Origin of the sequence: Coprococcus sp. HPP0074, from assembly GCF_964238105.1 — a bacterium.
Lineage (GTDB): Bacteria > Bacillota > Clostridia > Lachnospirales > Lachnospiraceae > Faecalimonas > Faecalimonas umbilicata.
In genome coordinates, this window is the sequence record NZ_CAXSKS010000004.1 from 236,173 (window position 1) to 257,776 (window position 21,604).

Below are 21,604 nucleotides of genomic sequence, written 5' to 3' on the forward strand. Positions count from 1 at the left end.
TCCTTTATCTTACATCTTTTCTTACACATTATCTTACATGTTTTTAAGTTTTCTTTTTGTAATATAATATGCGCTTTTTCTGTTTCTCTAATTCTGATTTTTCTCATAAACATAGATGTAATGTTACTTATTGTTTCTATTTATCTTGCATGTTTTAAGTTGATTTAGCACAAAAAATAGCAGGTATCGTATTCCTGTATTTTGTTTCAAACACTTTTCATTCATCTATGTAAACCGCTGTAATTATTGGTATTTCCATCTTTTCCACTTCTTTTCAATGGTGAGAAAATCTAACCTATTACTTTCATTAACTTTTTAAGAAAGCAAAAAAGCACCTCATCTTACGCACTTATCATACCACACTTCACCTCATCTGTCTAAGGCTAAAGAAACCTGTCACATGCTATTTGTATCATACATACTTTTTAGCAGATTACTTTTATACCTTCATAGACGTTTCAAATTCAGCAGCAACATTGTACAACAAATTTCAGACCATTTTGCAAAGCGGCAATACGAGTTTTCTTTCAGATCAGGCAGGTTTTTAAATCGACTTTCAGATAGTGCCTGCGCCTTTAAAATAATATCTGTATAATGCCTGTATAATGTCTGTGCGAAATTTTCGCAAAAAAACGCCCGGCAGAGACTCTCTCTTCTTTCAAAAAAGTTTTCCCACTTTCTTTTCAAAGAGTTTCTTTCTGCCAAGGCGTATTTTCTATGTTTTTTGTCAAGTATATTTTCACCACGCTGTCAAACGCCGTATTTTGCGATATAAGCAATTTTATCGTTTCAGGCAAGACTTGTATGCCTACCATCATTAAAACCTTTTATATCGCATTCTATTGCATTGTTTTTTACTTAAATTCTACCTTTTCGAATCGATACTTCTGTTTCACCTCGGGATATTTTTCCCGATCCACCTCACTCATAAACATCCCATAGGGTCTTGCGCAGATCTTAAAAGGCGGATACATCGCCTGATAGATCACCAGCTTCTCTCCCGTCTCTGTGTGCTGGGCAAACGCAAGTACCTTATACAGATATTCTGCTGTGTGCTCTGATACCCATTCCCGCTTAAAGTGCTGTACAAGGTCCCCCTCTCTGATATCCCTCCGCACAGTTTCCTCCTCTTCCGGCTCCGGTTCTGTATCGAGTTCCATATATTCTTCCCGATCCAGCGAAACCGGGATTCCTGATTTTCCTACAATGTGAACCCCGCCATACCATGTCCCGGTGATCTGAAAAATGTCTCCAACTTGATATTCCGAAGTATATTCATCGTTTTTCTTAATAATCCTTACTCTGCTCATCCTTTTTCCTTTCATTAATTCTGACTGCGCTCGCAGTATAGAAACAGACAACCTTGTCATCCAGTTTATATATCGTATTTATGCTAGTATTATGCCATTATTCCCTGCCTGATACAAGACACTATTTTGATTCTACTTCTATTTTTAATTTTTTACAATTCCCCTCTTGACTGTACAGTTACTGTACATTTTACAATGTGCCATGTTGATCATAGAATCCATTCAACAAAGATTCTGTTGAATATTACCTCGTGTGATACAAAGTAAAAATACAGATTTAAAAAATATCGAACTATGAAAGGAGAATGAAATTGAGATGAAAACGATTTTAAAACATGTAAAATTCAAAAGCAAACAACTGGTAGCGCTGTTTTTTCTGATACTACTATCCGCTTTTGGTCAAATGCTATTACCCGCATTACTATCAAAAATGATTAGCTTAGGAGTGGTCACGAGAGAAAACAGAACCATTTGGATGTTCGCTGCAATTATGGCCGGGGTTGCCGTCTTTTCTTGTCTTATCAGCTTTGGATCCGTAAAAATTGCCTCCGGTATTTCCACCAGTTTTGCCGCACAGCTGCGAGACAAAGTTTTTTCTACTGTTCAAAGCTTTTCCGCAGCTGACTTGGATCAGTTTGGCACAGCCAGCTTAATCACCCGAAGCACATCCGACATCACAAATGTTCAAAACTTTTTGACATTGTTGCTCCGCGTAGGACTTCTCGCTCCTATGATGGCAATTGCAGGATTGATTTTCTCAGCATCTACAGGAGGAAAAGTTAGTTTCGTACTTCTATTTGCGATTCCTGTTTTATTGATTGTACTGACGATCATTATGATCTTTGCATCTCGTTATTCGATACGCCTGCGCCGCAAGCTCGACCATATCAATCATTTATTTTTAGAAACTTTAGAAGGCGTGCGTGTCATCAGAGCTTTTAACAAACAAAAAACAGAATGCGAACGATTTGAAAATTCTAACGAAGATTATGCTATGACCGCAATGACCGCCGGAAGAATTACAAGCATATTAATGCCGGCAATCAGTGTTATTTTCGGTGTCACAACTGCTGCAGTGCTCGGAGTCGGATCCTATTATGTTGAACTAGGTGCCATGGAAGTCGGTTCTTTAGTAGCCAATCCGGATTTTTCGATCCAATCGCTCAGGGCGGAACGAATTTGTCCGGTGGTCAGCGCCAGCGAATGGCGATCGCTCGTGCAATTATGAAGAAACCGGAAATTTATGTTTTTGATGATAGTTTTTCAGCTTTAGATATGAAAACAGATCGTCAATTACGTCAAAACCTGAAAGAAAGTATTGGCGATGCCTCTATGATTATTGTAGCGCAACGCATCAGTTCGATCTTGAACGCAGATCGTATTCTAGTGATTGATGATGGAAGGATTATAGGCAATGGCACACACAAAGAATTATTAGAAAGCTGTTCTTTATATAGAGAAATTGCCGAAATCCAATTAGGAAAGGAGAATTTATAATATGGGGAACTTTAAAACTTTTCAAAGATTATTCTCTTATCTAAAAGAGCACCGCCTGAAACTTCTTTTCGTAATCCTATCAGCTATCATCAGCACAGGATTTATGGTTCTTGCTCCATTTTTGATCGGAAAAGTGACAACCACCTTATTTGCAAGTGTTACAGATGGTGTATTTTACTGGAACACCATTCTCTCCCTATTAGTAAGTTTAGTTGCTTTATATTTCATATCACAACTATTTACTTTTTTACAAGGTTTCATAATGTCTAAAATTACGGCTAAAGTGATGCAAACACTTCGCCGGGAGATCGACGAAAAAATGCACAGAATCAAATTGAATTATTACGATACTCATACCCATGGTGATATTCTGAGCATCATTACCAATGACGTAGATACCATCAACAACACACTTAGTCAGAATTTAACTTCTATTGTTACTCAGGTCACTACTGCCATCGGTGTTTTACTAATGATGATTGCCATCAGTCCTACGTTATCGATCATTCCGATTGTAATGGTTCCCCTTTCGCTTTTCAGTGCAGCCGGAGTTATGAAAGCAAGCGAAAAGTATTATCAGCAACAGCAAGGACTATTAGGAGAACTAAATGGATATATCGAAGAAATATATAATGGACAAGATGTCGTACAAACTTTTAATTATCAAGAACGAGCAAAAAATCACTTCTCAAAATTAAATGAAAAATTAAAGATTAGTTCCCAAAAAGCAGAAACAACTGCAGGTGCGATCTCACCAATCACAACATTGGTCAACGATTTAGGATATGTACTGTGTGCAGCAATCGGCTGTCTTTGGGCAATTATAGGGAAAATTACCGTTGGTAACGTTCAGGCAATGTTAGAATATACTTGGCGTTTTGCAGAACCATTTTCTACTATTGCAGGAATGGTTGGTAGCTTTAGCGCTGCAAATGCTGCGGGAAATAGAATATTCGCATTATTAGATGCAGAGGAGGATATAGCAGATAAAGAAAACTGTATCTTTCCGAAATCCAACAAAGGATCTGTATCTTTTGAAAATGTTAGTTTTGGGTATTCCCCAGATCACCTTTTGATGAAGCGTATTCATTTAAATGTACTTCCTGGACAGAAAGTTGCCATTGTCGGTCCAACCGGTGCAGGGAAAACAACCTTGATCAATCTGTTAATGCGATTTTATGAGGTAAATTCCGGTTCCATCCTAGTTGATGGTGTCAAAACATCTGACATGACTCGCGAGGAACTGAGAAATCGTTTTGGAATGGTATTACAGGACACCTGGCTTTTCGAAGGCACGATTCGTGATAATATTGGATATGCCGAGGATGATATGCCTATGGAAAGGATTGTTGCATCAGCAAAATCAGCCTGTGCCCATAATTTTATCAAGACATTGCCTAGCGGATATGAAATGATGCTAAGCAAAGGCGCAGAAAATCTTTCTCAGGGCGAGAGACAATTGCTTACGATTGCAAGAGCCCTGGCTTCTGATCCTGAAATTATGATTTTAGATGAGGCGACAAGTAATGTTGATACACATACGGAACTGTTAATTCAACGAGCAATGGCAGAATTGATGAAAGGAAGAACAAGTTTTGTAATTGCACATCGTCTTTCTACTATCCGCGATGCAGATATGATCCTTTATATGGAGGACGGTGATATCAAAGAGGTCGGTACTCATGAAGAATTAATAAAAAAACAGGGGAAATATGCAAATCTGTATTTTAGCCAGTTTGAATAAAAACTTTCTAAGGGAGCATATCTCATTTCTGATGCTCCCTTTTCACTATTTCAATACAACTTCTTTCATTATCCCTGATTTCAGCAAAAATCCCATATTTTTTGCACATTGTATTCCAACCATTTTCGCTTTTCCAAGTACTTCTATACACCCTTCCCCATAAGTACTTCCAGCTGGTATATCTATATCTGCAAGTTCTGCTTTCTCTGTCCCAAGAAGCGCAAATGTTGTTTTCGGACAAAGCATCAAAAGTGTATGTTCATCTGAGTACTCCTGTGCTTCTTTCAAAAAATCATAGGTAAAGCCTTCTACCATCTGCTCTGCCATCTTCGGGCCAAGTATATTCACTCCTCCAGCTGAGTCTGCATAACTGATGAAATCTACCCCATATTTTTTTGCTTCTTTTATATATCTCAAAATTTGCGTACCAACTTTTTGGAATACAGATTTCATAAATTCGAAATCTTTACGCATTCCTTTAAAAATTTGTTTAATATCAATCAACACATTGAGAATTGTAATGGGGCCTGAAACTTCAAGCATCACATGTTCTCCTTGTTCGTGCAGAATCTGACAGGCCTGAAGAACTTCCTGAATTCTTCCTTTTGTAAAATCAATTTCATTGATTTCCCCAAGCTCCTTATAATCTGTATAAAGATATTCCTTTGCCCGGGGTCCTGCAACTTCATTGCCGAGTGTGATGATTCCTCCCATAGCTTCTCCTTCTACGGTATGGCAAAAAGGCAGAACACAGATCGAATTTCCTTGTTTTTCTTTTTGCCTTTTGGAAAGCGCAGCCATCTTGTCGGCATGTAAATATACATCAGGAAATGTAAACCCCAGTTCTTCCACGATTTTGGAATGCTCTAATACACCATTATCGTAGGTACATTTAAAATCTTTAATGCTGCTCATAGTTCTTACTCCTACTCTATTTCACATTAGGGAAAATCAAACATTCAGAAAACAAGCGTTCATAGTTTTCTGTTGCCCCTAGCTCCATATAATCCATCTGTCCGGCCAGTTCTTCCATTTCTCGTTTTACTTTTGCGGACATCAGAGCCATATAAGCCCCTGTCTTTGAAGAGTTTCCTACATAAACAAGCTTTTCTTGTACTTCTTTTGGAATGATTCCGGTTCCCACCAAACTATCCGCAGGAAGATGTGCTCCAAACTGTCCCGCAATCATAACTTTATCCAAATCTTCCATTTGGATTCCAGCTTTCTTAAGAAGCGCTAAAAATCCTGATAGAATGGCTCCTTTTGCAAGTTGTACCTGCCGAATATCTCCTTGCGTAATCAAGAGTTTTTGTTCTTCCGATAAAATAAATTCTCTTTTTTTCCCATTTTCCTGCAGCATGTGAAAACGATAATCCGATTCTTCTAATTTATTTCGCTTGATAAATGCTCCTTCTTTTCTAACAAGACCGACTCTCAGCAATTCCTTTACAACTGCTAAAATCCCACTTCCACAAATGCCGATTGGCTTTTCATTTCCAATTACTTTCCATTCTATTCCGGATTCTGTGATCGTCACATCTTCAATAGCACCTTCTGCTGCCCGCATCCCTGAACTGATATTCATGCCTTCCAATGCCGGACCTGCTGCACAAGAACAGCAAAGCAATCTGCCATGACTGGATAATACAATTTCCCCATTCGTTCCTATATCTATAAACAGCACATTCCCAGATTCTTTTTGAAGCTGACATACATAAGCTCCTGCTACAATGTCGGCTCCAATATAAGCGGATACCGACGGCAAACAATACAGTCGCGCACCTTCTGCTGCACATAATCCAATTTCTTTTGCCTTGATGTCTTTTCCACGTACAAATACAGGCGCATACGGAGATCTTCCAAGTGATGTTGCAGGAACCCCGAGTAACATATGCATCATTGTACAGTTTGCTCCAACAGCAATTTCATAAATCCACTCTTTGGATACTTCTGACTGGCAACAAATATCCTCTATCATCTCATTAATAGAATTTACCAATGCCTTTTGCAATTTTTCTACGCCATCTTCAGGATGTTCTAACTCATAAGTAATACGGGTCAACACATCCAGTCCAAAATGCTTCTGTGCGTTGATCATGGATGCATGTGCAAGTTCCTTACCGGTAAGCATATCAATCAACGTGCAGACAACTGTCGTTGTTCCAATATCAACCGCAACCCCATACATTTTTTCCGTCGTATTGCCCTCTTCTATTTGAATCACTTGATTTCCATGGAGTACAACCGTCACCTGTCCCGGAACAAACTCCCTCATCTGGAGGCATCCCATCTCTAGACTTGCTTTCGGGATCTGACTCAGAATCTGATCCTCAAAAGATGTTTGATCTTCCAAAGTTGGTTTTTGAATTTTCACCACAATTTTTTGGATATCCTGATCGAACGCAAAAGAAGGGATATAGCCTCCGGTCAGCACTTGATGCTTCCTTTCCTTCTGCATAAGCTCTATCTCCAAATCTGTTTCCGGTTTTACAAGGCAGGAAAGTCTGACTCCATTTTCCATCTCCTCTTGCTTTAATAACTTCCGTTCGGTATCTTCCGGTTCTGATAATTCTCCTGCCAGAATTCGCACTTTACACTTCCCACAAAGTCCTTTTCCATTACAAGGATTATCTACGAATATACCTTCTTCTAAGAGAACTTCTAAAAGAGTTTTTCCTACTTCATATTCATATACGTTACCAGAAGGCTGTACTTTGATATTAGGCATTTTTCATCTCCTCTTCTTTCCACTCTTCCATCGTTTCCATTTTTTCAACTGCTTCTTCGTCCATCTTTAACGTTTTTAAAATCGCCTGAATATTTGCAAGAGGTGACTTTGTCCCCAGTCCACATGCTGGAGAAATGATATCAGAACCGCTTTGCACACAAAATTTTGTCAGCTTTTGAACTCTTTCTTCATCTCCAAACTCTAATGCGAATGTACTTACATTTCCCATCAATACTCGATCTTGGAGATTCTTTCTGGCTTCTTTCAATGGAACGATCGCATCAAAGCTCAACGCATCTGAATGCACTTTATCAATCTGCTCATATACACTTCTCATCTGCCCACAAATATGTACAATCGTACCTTTTTCTTGATCTTTGATTCCATCCAAAAGCATATTCAGATATTTTACCGCATACTCCTCAAAAAATTTTGGTCCGAGAATCTCTCCCGTTCCGCTTGGATCAGAAATTGCGATCACATCTGCGCCGTTTTCAATCATCGCATTTGCAAAGGCAATCAATTGTTCTGTCACAAAAGTCATAAACTGATGTGCTTCTTCTTTGTGTCTTCTCAAATCTTTATAAAACCCCACTGGATCGATCACAGAACTTGCCACACTTACCGGTCCTACTAAGTTTCCAATGATCGGAACATCTAAATTCTTTTCTTTTAAAATACGGATTGCATCCAATACTACTTTTGCTCTCCCGCATTCCAAATTGATCGGAGATGATTTTTTCCATTCTGTTACAGATGTTCCCGCATATTCCGTTACATGTGGTTCAAAAATCTTAGATCCTAACGTTACTTTTGCACCCAGTTCTTCTGCTTCTATTGTCATACAAAAAGGAACTCCTACGTTTTCAAAGCAACCATGTTGATAACTTGCCAATGCCAAATCTGCCATCATCTGTGCATCTGTATGCGCTTCCGGCCATGTAACTCCACAAGCATCCATGAGATCTGTCGTGATCATATTCATCATTCCCCCAGGACAGATACATGGCGGACGATCCACTTCTTCCTGTCTCAAAGCGCGTTCCAAACGTTCTTTTTCCGTAAACATACATTTTCCTCCCATTACTTACGCAAGATCTAATAATCTTTTTGCCAGTTTTACAGCTTCCACTGCATTCACGGAATATCCGTCCGCTCCTATTTCATTCGCAAACTTCTGTGAAACCGGACTTCCACCAACCATGACTTTTACTTGATCACGAATCCCTTGTTCCTTTAATTGCTCAATCACCGTTTTCATTCCAATCATTGTAGTTGTCATTAGCGTAGAAATACAGATTAACGGTGCTTGGATTTCTATTGCTTTTTTTACAAATGCTTCCGGTGGAACATCTCGTCCTAAGTCATACATCTCAAATCCAGCTGTATCCATCATGATCTTCACCAGATTTTTCCCAATATCATGAGTATCTCCCTCTACAACTCCAATTATCGCCTTCGGTTTTTCTCCGCTTTGTGCACTTTCAGGAAGGTGTGGACGCAGCACTTCCAACCCAGCATACATAGCATCCGAACAAAGAAGAATATCTGTTACAAAATACTCTTCTTCATCATAAAGATCCGAAGCTTTATTCATGCCATCTACAAGACCATCCATAATCCCGTCAAATGCCGGATAACCTGCTGCAATATATTCTTCAGCAACGTCGACTACCTCTTCCTCTTCCATCTCCAATACACATTCCGACAGTTTTTCTAATAATTCTTCTTTTGACTTTGCCATTTTCATTTCCTCCAAATTCCATTCCCTTTTCATAAAATATAAGCTTATCTTTTCTTCCCGTATAATCTAGCTGCTTCCATAAACCAATCTACTTTTTCAGGTGAAGTTCCGTCCGGAATATCACAACCGGTCGTAAGATGAAATCCCTTCTCAGCAGAACTTCCAAGTTCTATGCATTTTTGAACATCTGCAAAAATCTCTTCTTTTGTACCATTCAGCATACTCTGTACAGGATCTACATTGCCGGCAATTGGTACTTTTTTTCCTAATTCTCGCGCAGCCCTGTCCAAATCCACAATATTGTCTAAGCTAATTTCATTTAACTGATATTGTTCGATATACTTCCAAATACTATAGGTAGCCCCACACATATGAAGAGATACTTTCTTTCCAGTTCTCTCCAGTGCATAGTCTGTCAATTCTTTTGTATAAGGAAAAACGAATTTCTCATATAATTTTGGTCCGATCAGCGCCGGATTTGCCACAGGATCTGCCATCGCAATTCCTACACCATATTGTGCAAATGCATCAATACAGCTCTTTTGGGAATCCACAATAATGCGAAGTAATTTCTGTACTTTATCGCCATTTCTTCTACAATCGCGTAAAAGCAGCTCAATCTCTCGCAAAAATGATGCAATTGTAAGGGGACCTCCAATGCTTATCTCAACAGGAACAATCTCTCCTGCAGATTCTTGGAGCATCTCTGCTGCCTGTAAAAATCTTTGAATTACCAAATCATTTCTTGCATTTACAGGTTCTAAGTATTCTAATTTACTGTAATCATCCAAAACAAGACTTCCTTGTTTCTTATCCGGAACCTGATCTGCTAACGCATCTGATATCCCTCTTGTATTCGGTCCGATTCCTAATCTGTCAAAGCCGAATCTCTGATAAGACATCAGTTCTGCTTTTACCATATTTTCTGCAGAATCCCAATATTCTTCCGGTGTCATTCCCCCTACTTTACATCTGACATTGCCTATAAATGGTACACTCGGTATTCTGTCATAGGATAATCCATGCTCGTATGCATAGATACGTTCCAATGGAGTCATTTCATCCGCATTATGTTTTTCCAATCTCATAATTACCCCCTGCCTTTCTCTTAAAGATTATCATGATTTTCAAACAGTATCAATCGTTTCCTATTTTCATTTATAGATTTTTTCTATATGTAGTAACTTCTTATTGCTTTTATCAATTTTACTTTGTCTAAAAATACTTCTACAATAGAAAGTATGAAACTTATTTCTATAGGAGGAAAAACTAATGAAAAAGAAACTTTTAAGCTTGTTGCTTTGTACTTCCATGCTTGCAACACTTGCAGCTGGCTGTGGAAGCAAAGCCAAGGAAGCAGACAAACCAAAAGAAGGAGAGCCTACTACACTTACTATGTGGCTGCCTCCTCTCGATGAAGACACAGAAGGAAACTTTAAGAAGCTTCTTGCCGGATGGGAGAAAGAAAATAATTGTACTGTAGAAATGGAAATCATTCCATGGGGTTCTTATGAAGAAAGATGGTCTACAGGAGTTGCAGGTGGAGAAACACCTGATATCGGTTATATGTATGTGGAAATGTATCCTACTTATATCTCTTCCGGACTTGTAACAGACTTATCCGACATGGTTGAAGAAGAAGATTACAAAGAATATCTCTTCCTGGATCGTGGTGAAATGATGGGTGGATTATACGGTGTTCCTATCGTAACCGGTGTACCATTCGTCCTTTATTATAATCAGGATATTTTAGATTCTATCGGGGAAAAAGCTCCTGAGACATGGGAAGACTTTGCTCGTATCTGTGAAAAAGCTACAAAAGACACAGATGGCGATGGTAAGATTGATCAGTACGGATATGCTGTAGGTCTTAATAGTGGAAGTATGAGTAACCTTTATGTTTTAAATTCTTATATGTATAGCTTATTATGGCAGGCTGGCGGAGATATCTACACAGATGATCTGAAAGAAGTAGCTTTCAATGGAAAAGCTGGTGTAGAAGCCTTAGAATTTTTCAAGAGTTTACAGCCATATATGCCAGAAAATGCAATGTCACTTTCTGGTCAAGATGCATTCTCTACAGTATTTGCAGAAGGCAAAGCCGCTTTTGGTGTAACTCGCTCCTCTGCTTCTAATGAAACAACCTTTGCAAAAGATTACCCAAATCTTAAAAACTGGGACTACGTAACTTCTTTGAAACATAAAGAGTATGGTACATTCGGTGCTGCTGACTGTCTCTCTGTAATGTCTACATCCAAACAGCCTGAGCTTGCACTTGATTTGATCAAATACATTACAGGTCCTGAGTTTATGACAGAATATCACAAAGTAGCTCCAGGTGCCCCTCTTACAGCAAGCGAAGAATATGTAGGAGATCCTAAAATGGAACGTATCGTTACAGAAGATCGTGATAAATGGCGTCCATTACAGGCTGGTCCTTGCGGAAGCGAAATTCTTGAAAACTACGCAGCTCACATTCAGGCTGTCATGGAAGGAAAACAAGATGTAAAGGCAGCATTAGATGAATCTGCATCCTATGCAAACGACTTGTTAAAAGAGTACTACGCGGAAAACGAATAAAAAGAATCGAGGCACTTATGAAAAAAAAGAAAGGACTATCCGTCCTTGCGCCTTATCTTTATATCGCACCAATTGCAATGATCCTGCTTACTTTTGTAGCGGGGTCATTGATTCTTACAATATATTTTAGTTTTACAAAATATAATATCATCACACCGGCGCAATTTAACGGATTATTTAATTATCAAAGACTATTTCGTGACTCCAAATTACATCTTTGCATTATCAATACTTTAAAGATTGCTGCAATCATCGTGCCATTTGAAATCGTAAGTTCTACTCTTTTTGCAATACTAATTTCTTCTCGTAAAGATACCGTGCTTGGAAAAATTGCAAAGGCAGCCCTTTTCGTTCCTGTGCTTTCTTCCAGCGCTGTTATCGGTACTGTTTGGAACACAATTTTAAATGGTGGACATCCGGCAGTAAAAGCGATCTTTGGTGTATTTGGAATTGATCCCACACTTCTTCTTGGCAGCAGTAAAACTGCTTTTATTGCCGTCGCCTTTATCATTGTATGGAAAGGTATGGGCTATTATATGGTAATCACGCTTGCTTCTCTTACCTCTATTTCGGATACTTTTTACGAGGCAGCCAAAGTAGACGGCGCTACAAAATGGGATTGTTTAACCAAAATTACATTACCACTTTTGAAACCTACTATTATCATGAACATTTTTTTATCAACGATAAGTGCTATGCAAGTGTTTGATATGGTCTATACTATGACCGGCGGCGGTCCATCGATGTCTACTACAACATTAAGTATGTACGCATATCAACTCACTTTCAAAGGAAACAAAGCCGGATATGCTATGGCCGTTTCCAATGTACTGATGTTGATTGTTTTAATCATCGTATTATTCCAACAACGCTTTATTAAACACGAGAATTCAGAAATATAAAAAGGAGAACATGAAATGAAAAAGACATCTCGTTTACTAGTTGATATTTTTCTAATCATCACAATCTTACTGTGCATTCTTCCTTTTTTATACATGATTCTCATGTCATTAAAAAGTACTGTGAATGCATATGATTTTGATTTTGCTTTATCAAAACTCACCTTAAAACATTATAAAAATATTTTTACAAACTCAACATTCCTACGCTATTTTTTCAATAGTGTATTTGTTGCAATATCCGGTGTGCTTCTTACATTATTTACAAGCTGTACTGCTGGTTTTGCATTTGCGAAATTAAAATTCCGTGGAAATGATAAACTTTTCTTTCTGCTGATTTTATCGATGTTAGTTCCATCGGGTGCCATACTTGTTCCACTTTACTTAGTCGTACGTGGTCTTGGCTGGGTCAATACGTTCCGCGCTCTTATTTTACCTCTGCCAACTGCTTTTGGTGTATTTGTTATGAGAAATGCTATTATGGCTATTCCAGAAGAACTCATTGAATCTGCCAAAATAGATGGAGCCACTACCAGTAAAATTTTACGGACTGTCATTTTGCCTTTGGTAAAATCTTCTATGCTGACAGTCGCAATTTTCACATTTATTGGCGCCTGGAATAACTTTACATGGCCACTCATTATCACTACTGATGATGCTTATCGTACACTTCCGCTTGCTTTAAAAGCAATGCAGACACAATACGATACGGATATCGGACTTACAATGGCTTGTGCAACCTGTACGTTCCTTCCTCCATTTATTTTCTATTTGTTCTTACACTCCAAATTTGAAGAAGGAATGTCCATGAGTGGACTCAAAGGATAAAAAAAGGGGCTGTGAAATAACACTCTCTACGGAAAAAGAGGACTTTTCGTTCAAAATGAACGAAAGGTCCTCTTTTATGTTAAAATTAACTTGCGATGAAAATTTCAACTATAAATTATAATAATCCAAAACAAGGATATTTACCACTGTTTCTTTCAGATTGTTTGGATCTGCTGGATCCTGTTTTAACATTTGACAGATTGATGGGAGGAATCGATTTAAATAAGTATCTGACAGATATTCCGGAGTACACAACTGGACGACTCAGATATAATCCGGTCAACATGTTAAAAACAGTACTTTTCGGATTTATGACCAGCGGCTACTGCTCCCTGAGAGAACTGGAAGACAACTGCAAAGTCAATATCAGATTCATGTATCTCATGGATCACCAGACTCCATCATACCGAACCTTTGGATATTTCATCAACGAAGTACTTCAGGATAAGATTGAAAACATTTTTAACGACATCAATCAAGCTATCTTCAACGAGGAGCATGTGGATTTGCAACATATCTACATCGATGGTTCCAAGTTTGAAGCAAACGCCAACAAATATACCTGGGTTTGGAAGAAGGCTACCGAAAAGTTCCGTTACAAGCTTTATGAAAAAATCACTGCGGAGATTGAGGAAATCAACAAAGAAATCGCATGGAGTGAAGTACAGATTTCAACGAATTCTGAGTATGTACCAGATTATCTGAATGAAATCATTGATCAGCTAATGCTTTTATGGGATCTAGATATCAGTACATTTGTTTACGGAAGCGGAAAGAGAAAATCCAAAGAGCAGCGTCATTATGAACATTTGACTGGTTTCTGTCAGAAACTTCAGGAATATATAGAAAAAATTGACATTTGTGGTCCTGATCGTAACAGCTATTCTAAAACAGATAAATCAGCTACCTTTATGCGCATCAAAACGGATTACATGGGCAATGATCAGCTTCTGCCGGCATACAATGTACAGATTGGTGTAGCAGATGAATATATCGCAGTTGTTGACGTGAACCATTATCGTTCAGATATGGACTGTTTCATTCCTTTGATGAAGCACTTCAAACAAACGTATGGCTTCTATCCCAAGTATCCTGTGGCAGATGCTGGCTACGGATCATATAACAACTATATTTTTTGCGAACAGAACGGAATTGAAAAGTATATGAAGTTTCCAATGTTTAAAAAGGAAACCAAGGATCGAAAGTATCATGAAGATCCATTTCGTGCAGTTAATTTTAGAATTGATGAACAAGGTGTCATGAGATGTCCTAACGATAAAGCATTTCATCTTTTATACAGAAGAAGTGTGAGGGGAAATCAATACGGACGCAAGGAAGAACTGTATGAATGTGAAGATTGCAGTGGATGTCCATATGCAGAGAAATGTAAGAAAACAGCTAAAAATCGAACTGTTCGGATCAATCAGGAACTCACTGCAATGCATCAGGAAGTAATCGAAAACTTAGAAAGTATTCATGGTGCGCTGTTACGAATGAACCGTTCGATACAAGCAGAAGGCACTTTCGGAATCATGAAAAATGACCGTTGGTACAAGAGAATTGTCCGAAGAGGTATTAATTCGGTTAAACTAGAAGTTTTACTTGTGGCAATAGGACATAATCTATACAAATATCAGAACAAAAAGATGAGAAATAGAACTGCCGCATAGATTCAAAAAGAGAATCTCTATGGGGTAGGGGAAGTACGCCTTTTCAGCGTAGGATTCCAGCAATTTATGCACAATAAAAGCAAAAAGAGGGATGCGAAAAACTCAATCGAGTTTTTTCACATCCTCTTTTAATTTTTTAGGAAGCAGAACTTAATCTTGCTATTTCTTTATTTACTTTATTTCGTAATGCAATCAAATACATATCTGATTTTGGATATCGCTTAAATGTAAGTGGTTCATCCAAATCTTCTTCGATTAATTCCATTACATATTCTTTACTTGTCAGGCTTTCTAACAATTCCAATGCTCGCAAATCTGTTAATGCTTCGTAATGAACCATCATGCGAATGGATTCTTCCGGATGCCCGTCTGCTCCCGGATATACAAGGAATGGATCACCTGCCGGGAATCCATTAGATGCATCTGTCACCTGATATGGATTAATGTGTTCATAAGAATGCTGACTATTGTAGAAATTATACCCCCAATGTAAAATGCCAATAATGTCATATTTATACAGCTGAATTCCATAAATGCGGTTTCTGGCAGATGGCATTGACATAAACCGGTTACTTACTTCGTAAAACTGTCCTGTACAATAATATGTCCACATGTCTGTAAGACCATGTTCTAAAAATTCTTCAATCTCGTTATTTCCCGGAATTGGTTTGCTGATCAAACCGTGCTTATAAAATTCATAGCTGGAAAGTGCATCAAATGTATGGAATCCATCTAACATATTGCCAAGAGATTCTTTTGCAGCTTTAAAAGTCTCCAAGTGTTCTTCTCTTGGTTCATCTGAAATATGGAAGTATGTCACTTCTGCAATTCCCCACTCTTTTAACTTCTCAACCAGTCTCGGAAGAAATGCCTGTAAAAATCTTGTATATTCCCCAACTGCCGGTGTATGCCATCCAAAAATCCGCTCTTCTTTTCCATCTACGAGAGCCATAACTTTTGGCGCATACTTTGCTCCCCATTGTGAGAATAGATGAGACATTTCATAGTATTCGATCCCACACTTTTTACAAAGGTCTACCCAGCGTTTCATTTTATCAAACCCAAAATGATATTCGCCATTCTTCACTTCCACCTCGATGAGCTGAGTCGTTGTACGATCATTGCCCACTTCCATATCTAACGGATAGGTAAACAATGGAACCATCATCATATTACAGCCTCGATCTACATACTCGTGGAAGTAATTTTCCAGTATCTCCCAATGCTTTTCTGAAAAAACATCCACATGATAATAGTCTGCAAGGCAATCTGCGTGGAACCATTCCGTATGCATAATTTTCTGTTTTGGAAGATGAACGCCGATCACTGTAATTTTTCTTTTTGCAGAACATATTACAGCATCATCTTTCACAAGCTGAATTTCAATCTCATAGTCTCCTGCCGGAATTTCATCCGTCAGTTTCACATCGATCCACAAACTACTCCACTGATGAGAGCGGATAATTACTTTTCCATCTTTGATGTCCTTCAACAAATCGGGATAGAGTCCTGATGTCGTTTTTAAATAATTGTCATCTACAATTCCATTTGTAGCACGTCCCACTGGAACCTGTTCTACCGTCCGAACACGTACATACTCAGCGATTGGTGAAACGACTTTTACATCTACGCGTTCTCTCAGAAAATGATTTCCGGTATATGCAACCTGATAGGATACGGTCTCGTCCCAAAGTCCACTTAATTTTACACATTCTGGCCGATATACCGGTTCTTCATCCGGAAATACCTTCACCAAGGAGCTTAACACTTTCATCTGATACTTTACTTCTCTTTTTTCTCTCATTGTTTTATTTTCTCCTTTTTTTCTTCTCATCCTATTAAAAGTATAGCATTATTTTTTTAAGAAGTATAATTGATACGTTCTATATAAGTGTAGTTATTATAGTCTTTTTCTATATATTTAACTATTTTATATAAAAATGAAACTTCACTTCCCTATGATCTAAATCTAGGATCTGCTGATGCTTGCTAAAGTCATTTCTTTTTCTTATATTACTTCCCATATTTTTGTCAGGTTCCCCAATTCGTTTGCCTTCTAAAATATAATAAAAAAGAGCAAAAATGATGTCTATTTTCTTCATCATTTTCACTCTTTCTCTAATATTCCCTGCGGGAATCAAACCCACAACTAGTGCTTAGGAGTGACAGTCACCCTTGTTTTTTTGATACACGCTTTTGTCAGCTTGTGGTTCGAAATCCTCTGCATTTCCTAGCTTTATTAGCTATGGGAATGCTATCGTTGTTAGCCTAAAATCGACCTCTGCCACCTTAAGTTGAGGATGATTTATTAGAAAAAAATTAGATTTTTCTAATCGAGGTGATAGTACTGAATTGCAGCTTTTTGCAACGTCTTGTAGCCAACAACTATATTCAGGCTATCAATTCCACATTTTCGCTGCGGAATTGATAATATATTCAATTGTAAATTTCAGTAACACGAGAATCTCGTATTGGTATCATTATACACCATTTCTCATGCTTTGTGGAAAAAACTTTCAGCCACCGGCAAGCATGATTCCTAGTTTGTTACAGTAGACGTTGACACATCTTCAAAAAGAGTGTTGCGTAGTCTAAATGACTCATTTTTAATCCAGAATGAAAGTGTAAAAAAATTAAAATTCCAAACTATCTGCATTCAAAAGGAAATACTTCATACCCATAATAACAAAACCCTCATCATTTCTCCAAGGTTTCTTGCTACCATTCACAATGACAATCTTCTTGAAAGAATCTGGGATATTACGCAGAGAATTGAACTCCTGAGTCTGCTTTTCTTCTGAAGTCATGTCATAAGCAACCTGGATGTAATATCTCTGGTTGCCTTGGTTTACCACAAAGTCAACCTCCAGCTGCTTGCGGACACGCTTACCTTCTTTATTCTTATCAAAGATCTCCACAACACCCACATCAACATTGTAGCCACGGATCAGCAGCTCGTTATAAACAATGTTCTCCATAATATGAGTAGGCTCCTGCTGTCTGAAATTTAGACGGGCATTTCTCAGTCCCAGATCAGTAAAGTAGTATTTCAGATTCGCACCAATATACTTTCTTCCCTTAATATCGTAACGACTTGCCTTGGAAATCAAAAAGGCATCCGCTAAATGGTCAATATGGTTGGAGATAGTTTTATTGGCATAAGTCATCTGGCGCTCACTGGCGAAGGTGTTGGCAATCTTCGATGGATTGGTCGGTGCGCCGATTGCAGATGCAAGTATATCAACCAGAATGCCAATCTCATCTATGCTCTGAATCTTGTTTCTTTCAATTACATCTTTCAGATAGACATTGGCAAAGATGTTCTTCAGATAATCTGCTTTCTGTCGCTCGCTCTGGAAGCCTACAACCTGCGGCAATCCTCCATAGATCATGTAGTCATCCCAAGCATCGTCGTAATCACCGTCATAGACAGAATAAAACTCTGCAAAGGAGAGGGGATAGATTCTGATCTCATCACCTCTGCCACGGAACTCGGTCACAATGTCGCTGGACAGGAACTTAGAGTTACTTCCGGTAACATACACATCAATATTGCTCATGCGAAGCAGGCTATTCAGCACTTCCTCAAATCTTGGCATGAACTGTACTTCATCCAGAAGGAGATAATACTTCCCATCGTCTTTCATAGTATCTTTGATGTACTTGAAGCACACCTTGGGATCTCTTAATTCCTCATTTTCGATACCATCCAATGCAATCTCAATAATATGGTCAGTATCAATTCCGTTCTCCAGTAAATATCTCTTGAAGATAGTAAACAGCAAGAAGGATTTACCACATCTACGAATGCCGGTAATCACCTTTATCATTCCATTATCTTTTCGCTCAATCAGCTGCTGTAGATAAGCGTCTCTTTTAATTTCCATTATTACGCTCCCCATTTCTGTGTATTTGCACATTTTTTAGTAATGATATTCTATCACAAAGCAAGTTGAATTTCAATAACCATTACTATTTTATGTACATCTGCACACTTTTATGTACTGAATTTAGATGTTTTTATATTTTTCGATTGAAGTGTCCAAAATTGATACTCTAAATGAATGTATAATCTGATGACCACTCTGCAAATGTAGTATTAAACAATTCTCGCTGAAATGTCTGATCTCCTCTATAAACTTGATTTCTGAAATATCGAAAAGAAGATTTGGAACGGATTCTTTCTGACGAAGGGATTCTCCTAAGACTAAACAGAAGGATCCAATCAGAAAGATCTTTTGGTGAACTGAAACAGGATATGCAGTTTCGTAGATATTTAAGTCGTGGTACATCAAATGTTCTTGCGGAAAGTGTATTGCTTGCAATGGCAAAAAACGTGAACAAACTTCATAACAAAATCCAAAACGAGAAAACAGGAAGACATTTATTTCCGTTGAAGAGTGCGTAAATTTTAAAACTCTAAATATTTTTATAAAACTGTTTTAGAGCTGTATTAAAGTACGGCTTTTTTGTATTCTCTAATCTTTTTCACTAGAAAAAAGATAGATATATAGCCCAAAACATCAAAAGGGAAGCTGCCGCTTCACGATTTGTTAAGAGTATGATGATCTGTATTTAGACGAAGATGAGGAATATGTGTATGATGAAGAGTAAAACAAAACATAGACATAATATCTATTGGTTGTAAAAAGGAGCAAAGCAATTATCATAGTCAATAAAATGTCCCTTTTTTGTCTCATTCTACTTGATACGCTCTTAACGTAAGAAATAGAGCAAATCCTTACTTGAATTAGTTAAGAAGAAAATTGCCATATCAGCGGCTGCGGGAGCTTTGGCTAAATATAAAGATACTCAATTACAAGTAATAAACCGTGTACAGGATAGTTACATTTACTTTTTGAGTAATATGCGACAGTTTTATATCAAAGGAAGTTGGAACAGGAAAACATGGATTGCAATGAAATTGGCTTTGCAAGAAGCTACCGATACTAAAAAAAGGTTCTTCTCTTCCGGCATCTGTTGCAGCAATAATCTCTGTTACATCACTTCTTCTCTCAACGTTCCTGCCCTCAATCTTTCTGTTTGGTTCTTTCACGCTGCTTATTTTTTTCTCTAGCCTGACTCTGGTATTTCAGTAATCGTTTACGAATGGATGGCTTATTCATTTTCGTCAGCTCCTTGGCAGAAAATTCCTTAAAGGCCGCTGTCATAACATCCATATCCTTTGCTTTGAAAAACACCAGATATCTAGGCGGATCGACAGATTTGTCCTTCTTAAGAGCGAAATCAATTTTATATTTGTTGGCAACACGCTCGAAGGATTTGATATTCCGATTGGTAATTTCAATGTTGGTCAGACCTTGCCTCTGATTCATCAGTTTCCCAACCGTCTGTTTTCCACGAGGAACACTTTTTTCTGCTTTTTTGCTACTTTCTTTACTTTGTGCTTTTCCTGATTCTGAAGATACTTTCGCATAGCTTCTTTTAACACAGAGCTTGTTACTCGAACCGGTACAGTAGAATACATTGACCCACTGCACCGGTATATTCGCATTGATGATACCGAGATTATACTGATATCCATTACAAAAATTGAAGCTTTATGATGAGCCTTTCTGTAATAAGAAACTCACACCAAAACTGGAATTCTTATGCGTTTTGATTAATTTAAAAGGTAAGAATTATACGTCACTTTAATTTTTATTTAGCCCAACACTGTACTGCAGCAACTAAAAATTCTGCACAGCCATTCACATTTCGATTATAATATTGCAAAAATCGATCATCTGCCAAATACATCTGCACTAATCCATTATGCGCCTGCGCTGTATATTCCTTCCAGGTAAAACCTAACCACTCCTTATGAAGCATCACGATTCTTTTACCTGTTTCGCTATCAGGTTTTGCTCCTTCTTTTACCGCTTCTTCTAACTGGCGAAGTACTTCCTTTTCAAGATTTTGAAAACGTTCATAATCCTGCTCCGTCATATTAAAAATTTTTTTGTGAGATGCATCCACAGATTCATCTCCATATTTTTCTCGTGCTTCTTTTCCATATTTCTGTTCATGTTTTTCTACCAAACTCTCCTTAAATGCTTCAAATTTCATCTGATCGCTCATATGATATGCTCCTTTCCAATCATCCAATGTAAGTTCTACTGTTCTGATCAGAGCAAGAATCCGTTCTTTCTTCTTTAAAAGAACTGACAGATGTTCTTTCAAAGCTTCTTCCACATCAAAATCGGGCTGATGAATGATTTGCTGTATCACATCTAATTTCACATCATGTTCTCTATAAAACATAATCTGCTGAAGTAGATCAACTTCTTGTTTTCCATAAAAACGCATGCCATTCTCATTTACCTTGCAAGGCTTTAACAAATCAATTTCATCGTAATACCGTAATGTTCTTGTACTGATTCCTGCCAAATCAGCCAGTTCTCTGATGCTGTATTCCATCTTCCCACTCCTTTCATTACACTCAGCATAACAGTTAACGCAACGTCAATGTCAAGGGCTTTTTTCATCATATATTTATTATAAATTTTCATCGCAAGTTAATTTTTAATCGGGTAGGAGGTAAATAATTATTTTATTTACCGTCCTCCCACACCACCGTACATACGGTTCCGTATACGGCGGT

General features: G+C 38.0%; 18 protein-coding genes and 1 pseudogene. 8 read left to right on the forward strand and 11 right to left on the reverse strand.

Annotation, left to right across the window (positions count from 1 at the left end):
* Positions 1 to 854: 854 nt before the first annotated feature.
* Complete coding sequence (locus ACESPO_RS07255; protein WP_009263488.1) at positions 855 to 1,310, reverse strand: DUF1653 domain-containing protein; 456 nt, start codon at positions 1,308 to 1,310, stop codon at positions 855 to 857.
* A gap of 316 nt (positions 1,311 to 1,626) precedes the next feature.
* Here ACESPO_RS07255 and ACESPO_RS07260 point away from each other — a divergent pair, with 316 nt between their 5' ends.
* The 3 genes from ACESPO_RS07260 to ACESPO_RS07270 are packed head-to-tail and all read left to right on the forward strand — an operon-like array spanning position 1,627 to position 4,551.
* The gene (locus tag ACESPO_RS07260; RefSeq protein WP_499788640.1) at positions 1,627 to 2,538 is read left to right on the forward strand and encodes an ABC transporter permease; all 912 of its coding nucleotides are present in this window, start codon (positions 1,627 to 1,629) and stop codon (positions 2,536 to 2,538) included.
* Positions 2,514 to 2,807 carry a hypothetical protein gene (locus ACESPO_RS07265; protein WP_336305017.1) on the forward strand — a complete coding sequence of 98 codons (294 nt, stop codon included), beginning with the start codon at positions 2,514 to 2,516 and terminating at the stop codon, positions 2,805 to 2,807. Before ACESPO_RS07260 ends, ACESPO_RS07265 begins: the two co-directional genes overlap by 25 nt.
* 1 nt (position 2,808) lies before the next feature.
* Entirely contained in the window at positions 2,809 to 4,551 is a 1,743-nt protein-coding gene (locus ACESPO_RS07270; RefSeq protein ID WP_499788641.1) for an ABC transporter ATP-binding protein, read from the forward strand.
* Between the two features lie 45 nt (positions 4,552 to 4,596).
* On the opposite strand, the gene ACESPO_RS07275 is transcribed toward ACESPO_RS07270, so the two are convergent.
* The 5 genes from ACESPO_RS07275 to ACESPO_RS07295 are packed head-to-tail and all read right to left on the reverse strand — an operon-like array spanning position 4,597 to position 10,111.
* A complete protein-coding gene (locus ACESPO_RS07275; RefSeq protein WP_499788642.1) occupies positions 4,597 to 5,466 on the reverse strand; it encodes a uroporphyrinogen decarboxylase family protein in 870 nt (289 codons plus the stop codon).
* A gap of 16 nt (positions 5,467 to 5,482) precedes the next feature.
* Positions 5,483 to 7,279, reverse strand: coding sequence for an ASKHA domain-containing protein (locus tag ACESPO_RS07280; RefSeq protein ID WP_499788643.1), 1,797 nt, complete (start codon positions 7,277 to 7,279; stop codon positions 5,483 to 5,485).
* The gene (locus tag ACESPO_RS07285; RefSeq protein ID WP_336305012.1) at positions 7,272 to 8,348 is read right to left on the reverse strand and encodes a methylcobamide:CoM methyltransferase MtbA; all 1,077 of its coding nucleotides are present in this window, start codon (positions 8,346 to 8,348) and stop codon (positions 7,272 to 7,274) included. The genes ACESPO_RS07280 and ACESPO_RS07285 overlap by 8 nt, the downstream gene beginning before the upstream one ends.
* Positions 8,349 to 8,366: 18 nt before the next feature.
* Complete coding sequence (locus tag ACESPO_RS07290) at positions 8,367 to 9,023, reverse strand: corrinoid protein (protein ID WP_336305011.1); 657 nt, start codon at positions 9,021 to 9,023, stop codon at positions 8,367 to 8,369.
* A 44-nt stretch (positions 9,024 to 9,067) separates the two neighbouring features.
* A complete protein-coding gene (locus ACESPO_RS07295) occupies positions 9,068 to 10,111 on the reverse strand; it encodes a uroporphyrinogen decarboxylase family protein (RefSeq protein WP_008977263.1) in 1,044 nt (347 codons plus the stop codon).
* A gap of 184 nt (positions 10,112 to 10,295) precedes the next feature.
* Here ACESPO_RS07295 and ACESPO_RS07300 point away from each other — a divergent pair, with 184 nt between their 5' ends.
* The 4 genes from ACESPO_RS07300 to ACESPO_RS07315 all read left to right on the forward strand — a co-directional run bounded on the left by ACESPO_RS07300 (position 10,296) and on the right by ACESPO_RS07315 (position 15,000).
* The gene (locus ACESPO_RS07300; protein WP_009263493.1) at positions 10,296 to 11,603 is read left to right on the forward strand and encodes an ABC transporter substrate-binding protein; all 1,308 of its coding nucleotides are present in this window, start codon (positions 10,296 to 10,298) and stop codon (positions 11,601 to 11,603) included.
* 17 nt (positions 11,604 to 11,620) lie between these two features.
* A complete protein-coding gene (locus ACESPO_RS07305; protein ID WP_499788644.1) occupies positions 11,621 to 12,505 on the forward strand; it encodes a carbohydrate ABC transporter permease in 885 nt (294 codons plus the stop codon).
* A gap of 15 nt (positions 12,506 to 12,520) precedes the next feature.
* The gene (locus ACESPO_RS07310; RefSeq protein ID WP_499788645.1) at positions 12,521 to 13,330 is read left to right on the forward strand and encodes a carbohydrate ABC transporter permease; all 810 of its coding nucleotides are present in this window, start codon (positions 12,521 to 12,523) and stop codon (positions 13,328 to 13,330) included.
* Between the two features lie 95 nt (positions 13,331 to 13,425).
* Complete coding sequence (locus tag ACESPO_RS07315; protein ID WP_054705918.1) at positions 13,426 to 15,000, forward strand: IS1182 family transposase; 1,575 nt, start codon at positions 13,426 to 13,428, stop codon at positions 14,998 to 15,000.
* Positions 15,001 to 15,136: 136 nt separating this feature from the next.
* On the opposite strand, the gene ACESPO_RS07320 is transcribed toward ACESPO_RS07315, so the two are convergent.
* From ACESPO_RS07320 to ACESPO_RS07330, 3 genes are all read right to left on the reverse strand, one after another.
* Entirely contained in the window at positions 15,137 to 16,804 is a 1,668-nt protein-coding gene (locus ACESPO_RS07320) for a DUF4091 domain-containing protein (protein ID WP_016439446.1), read from the reverse strand.
* Positions 16,805 to 16,925: 121 nt separating this feature from the next.
* On the reverse strand, positions 16,926 to 17,102 hold the full coding sequence (locus tag ACESPO_RS07325; protein ID WP_499788646.1) for a hypothetical protein: 177 nt from the start codon (positions 17,100 to 17,102) through the stop codon (positions 16,926 to 16,928).
* A gap of 531 nt (positions 17,103 to 17,633) precedes the next feature.
* Entirely contained in the window at positions 17,634 to 18,887 is a 1,254-nt protein-coding gene (locus ACESPO_RS07330; protein ID WP_147611882.1) for an AAA family ATPase, read from the reverse strand.
* Between the two features lie 257 nt (positions 18,888 to 19,144).
* Between ACESPO_RS07330 and ACESPO_RS07335 the strand changes: the two are divergent.
* Positions 19,145 to 19,408: pseudogene (locus ACESPO_RS07335) on the forward strand (transposase); the annotation flags it as partial.
* Between the two features lie 622 nt (positions 19,409 to 20,030).
* Here the strand turns inward: ACESPO_RS07335 and ACESPO_RS07340 are convergent.
* A complete protein-coding gene (locus ACESPO_RS07340; RefSeq protein WP_336305008.1) occupies positions 20,031 to 20,501 on the reverse strand; it encodes a PcfB family protein in 471 nt (156 codons plus the stop codon).
* 160 nt (positions 20,502 to 20,661) lie between these two features.
* A complete protein-coding gene (locus ACESPO_RS07345; RefSeq protein WP_147611884.1) occupies positions 20,662 to 21,420 on the reverse strand; it encodes a MerR family transcriptional regulator in 759 nt (252 codons plus the stop codon).
* Between the last annotated feature and the right edge of the window lie 184 nt (positions 21,421 to 21,604).

Coding starts and splice junctions, on each gene's coding strand:
- ACESPO_RS07255 (WP_009263488.1), bottom strand. CDS start 1,310: ATGAGCAGAGTAAGGATTATTAAGAAAAACGATGAATATACTTCGGAA.
- ACESPO_RS07260 (WP_499788640.1), top strand. CDS start 1,627: ATGAAAACGATTTTAAAACATGTAAAATTCAAAAGCAAACAACTGGTA.
- ACESPO_RS07265 (WP_336305017.1), top strand. CDS start 2,514: ATGGCGATCGCTCGTGCAATTATGAAGAAACCGGAAATTTATGTTTTT.
- ACESPO_RS07270 (WP_499788641.1), top strand. CDS start 2,809: ATGGGGAACTTTAAAACTTTTCAAAGATTATTCTCTTATCTAAAAGAG.
- ACESPO_RS07275 (WP_499788642.1), bottom strand. CDS start 5,466: ATGAGCAGCATTAAAGATTTTAAATGTACCTACGATAATGGTGTATTA.
- ACESPO_RS07280 (WP_499788643.1), bottom strand. CDS start 7,279: ATGCCTAATATCAAAGTACAGCCTTCTGGTAACGTATATGAATATGAA.
- ACESPO_RS07285 (WP_336305012.1), bottom strand. CDS start 8,348: ATGTTTACGGAAAAAGAACGTTTGGAACGCGCTTTGAGACAGGAAGAA.
- ACESPO_RS07290 (WP_336305011.1), bottom strand. CDS start 9,023: ATGGCAAAGTCAAAAGAAGAATTATTAGAAAAACTGTCGGAATGTGTA.
- ACESPO_RS07295 (WP_008977263.1), bottom strand. CDS start 10,111: ATGAGATTGGAAAAACATAATGCGGATGAAATGACTCCATTGGAACGT.
- ACESPO_RS07300 (WP_009263493.1), top strand. CDS start 10,296: ATGAAAAAGAAACTTTTAAGCTTGTTGCTTTGTACTTCCATGCTTGCA.
- ACESPO_RS07305 (WP_499788644.1), top strand. CDS start 11,621: ATGAAAAAAAAGAAAGGACTATCCGTCCTTGCGCCTTATCTTTATATC.
- ACESPO_RS07310 (WP_499788645.1), top strand. CDS start 12,521: ATGAAAAAGACATCTCGTTTACTAGTTGATATTTTTCTAATCATCACA.
- ACESPO_RS07315 (WP_054705918.1), top strand. CDS start 13,426: ATGAAAATTTCAACTATAAATTATAATAATCCAAAACAAGGATATTTA.
- ACESPO_RS07320 (WP_016439446.1), bottom strand. CDS start 16,804: ATGAGAGAAAAAAGAGAAGTAAAGTATCAGATGAAAGTGTTAAGCTCC.
- ACESPO_RS07325 (WP_499788646.1), bottom strand. CDS start 17,102: ATGAAGAAAATAGACATCATTTTTGCTCTTTTTTATTATATTTTAGAA.
- ACESPO_RS07330 (WP_147611882.1), bottom strand. CDS start 18,887: ATGGAAATTAAAAGAGACGCTTATCTACAGCAGCTGATTGAGCGAAAA.
- ACESPO_RS07345 (WP_147611884.1), bottom strand. CDS start 21,420: ATGGAATACAGCATCAGAGAACTGGCTGATTTGGCAGGAATCAGTACA.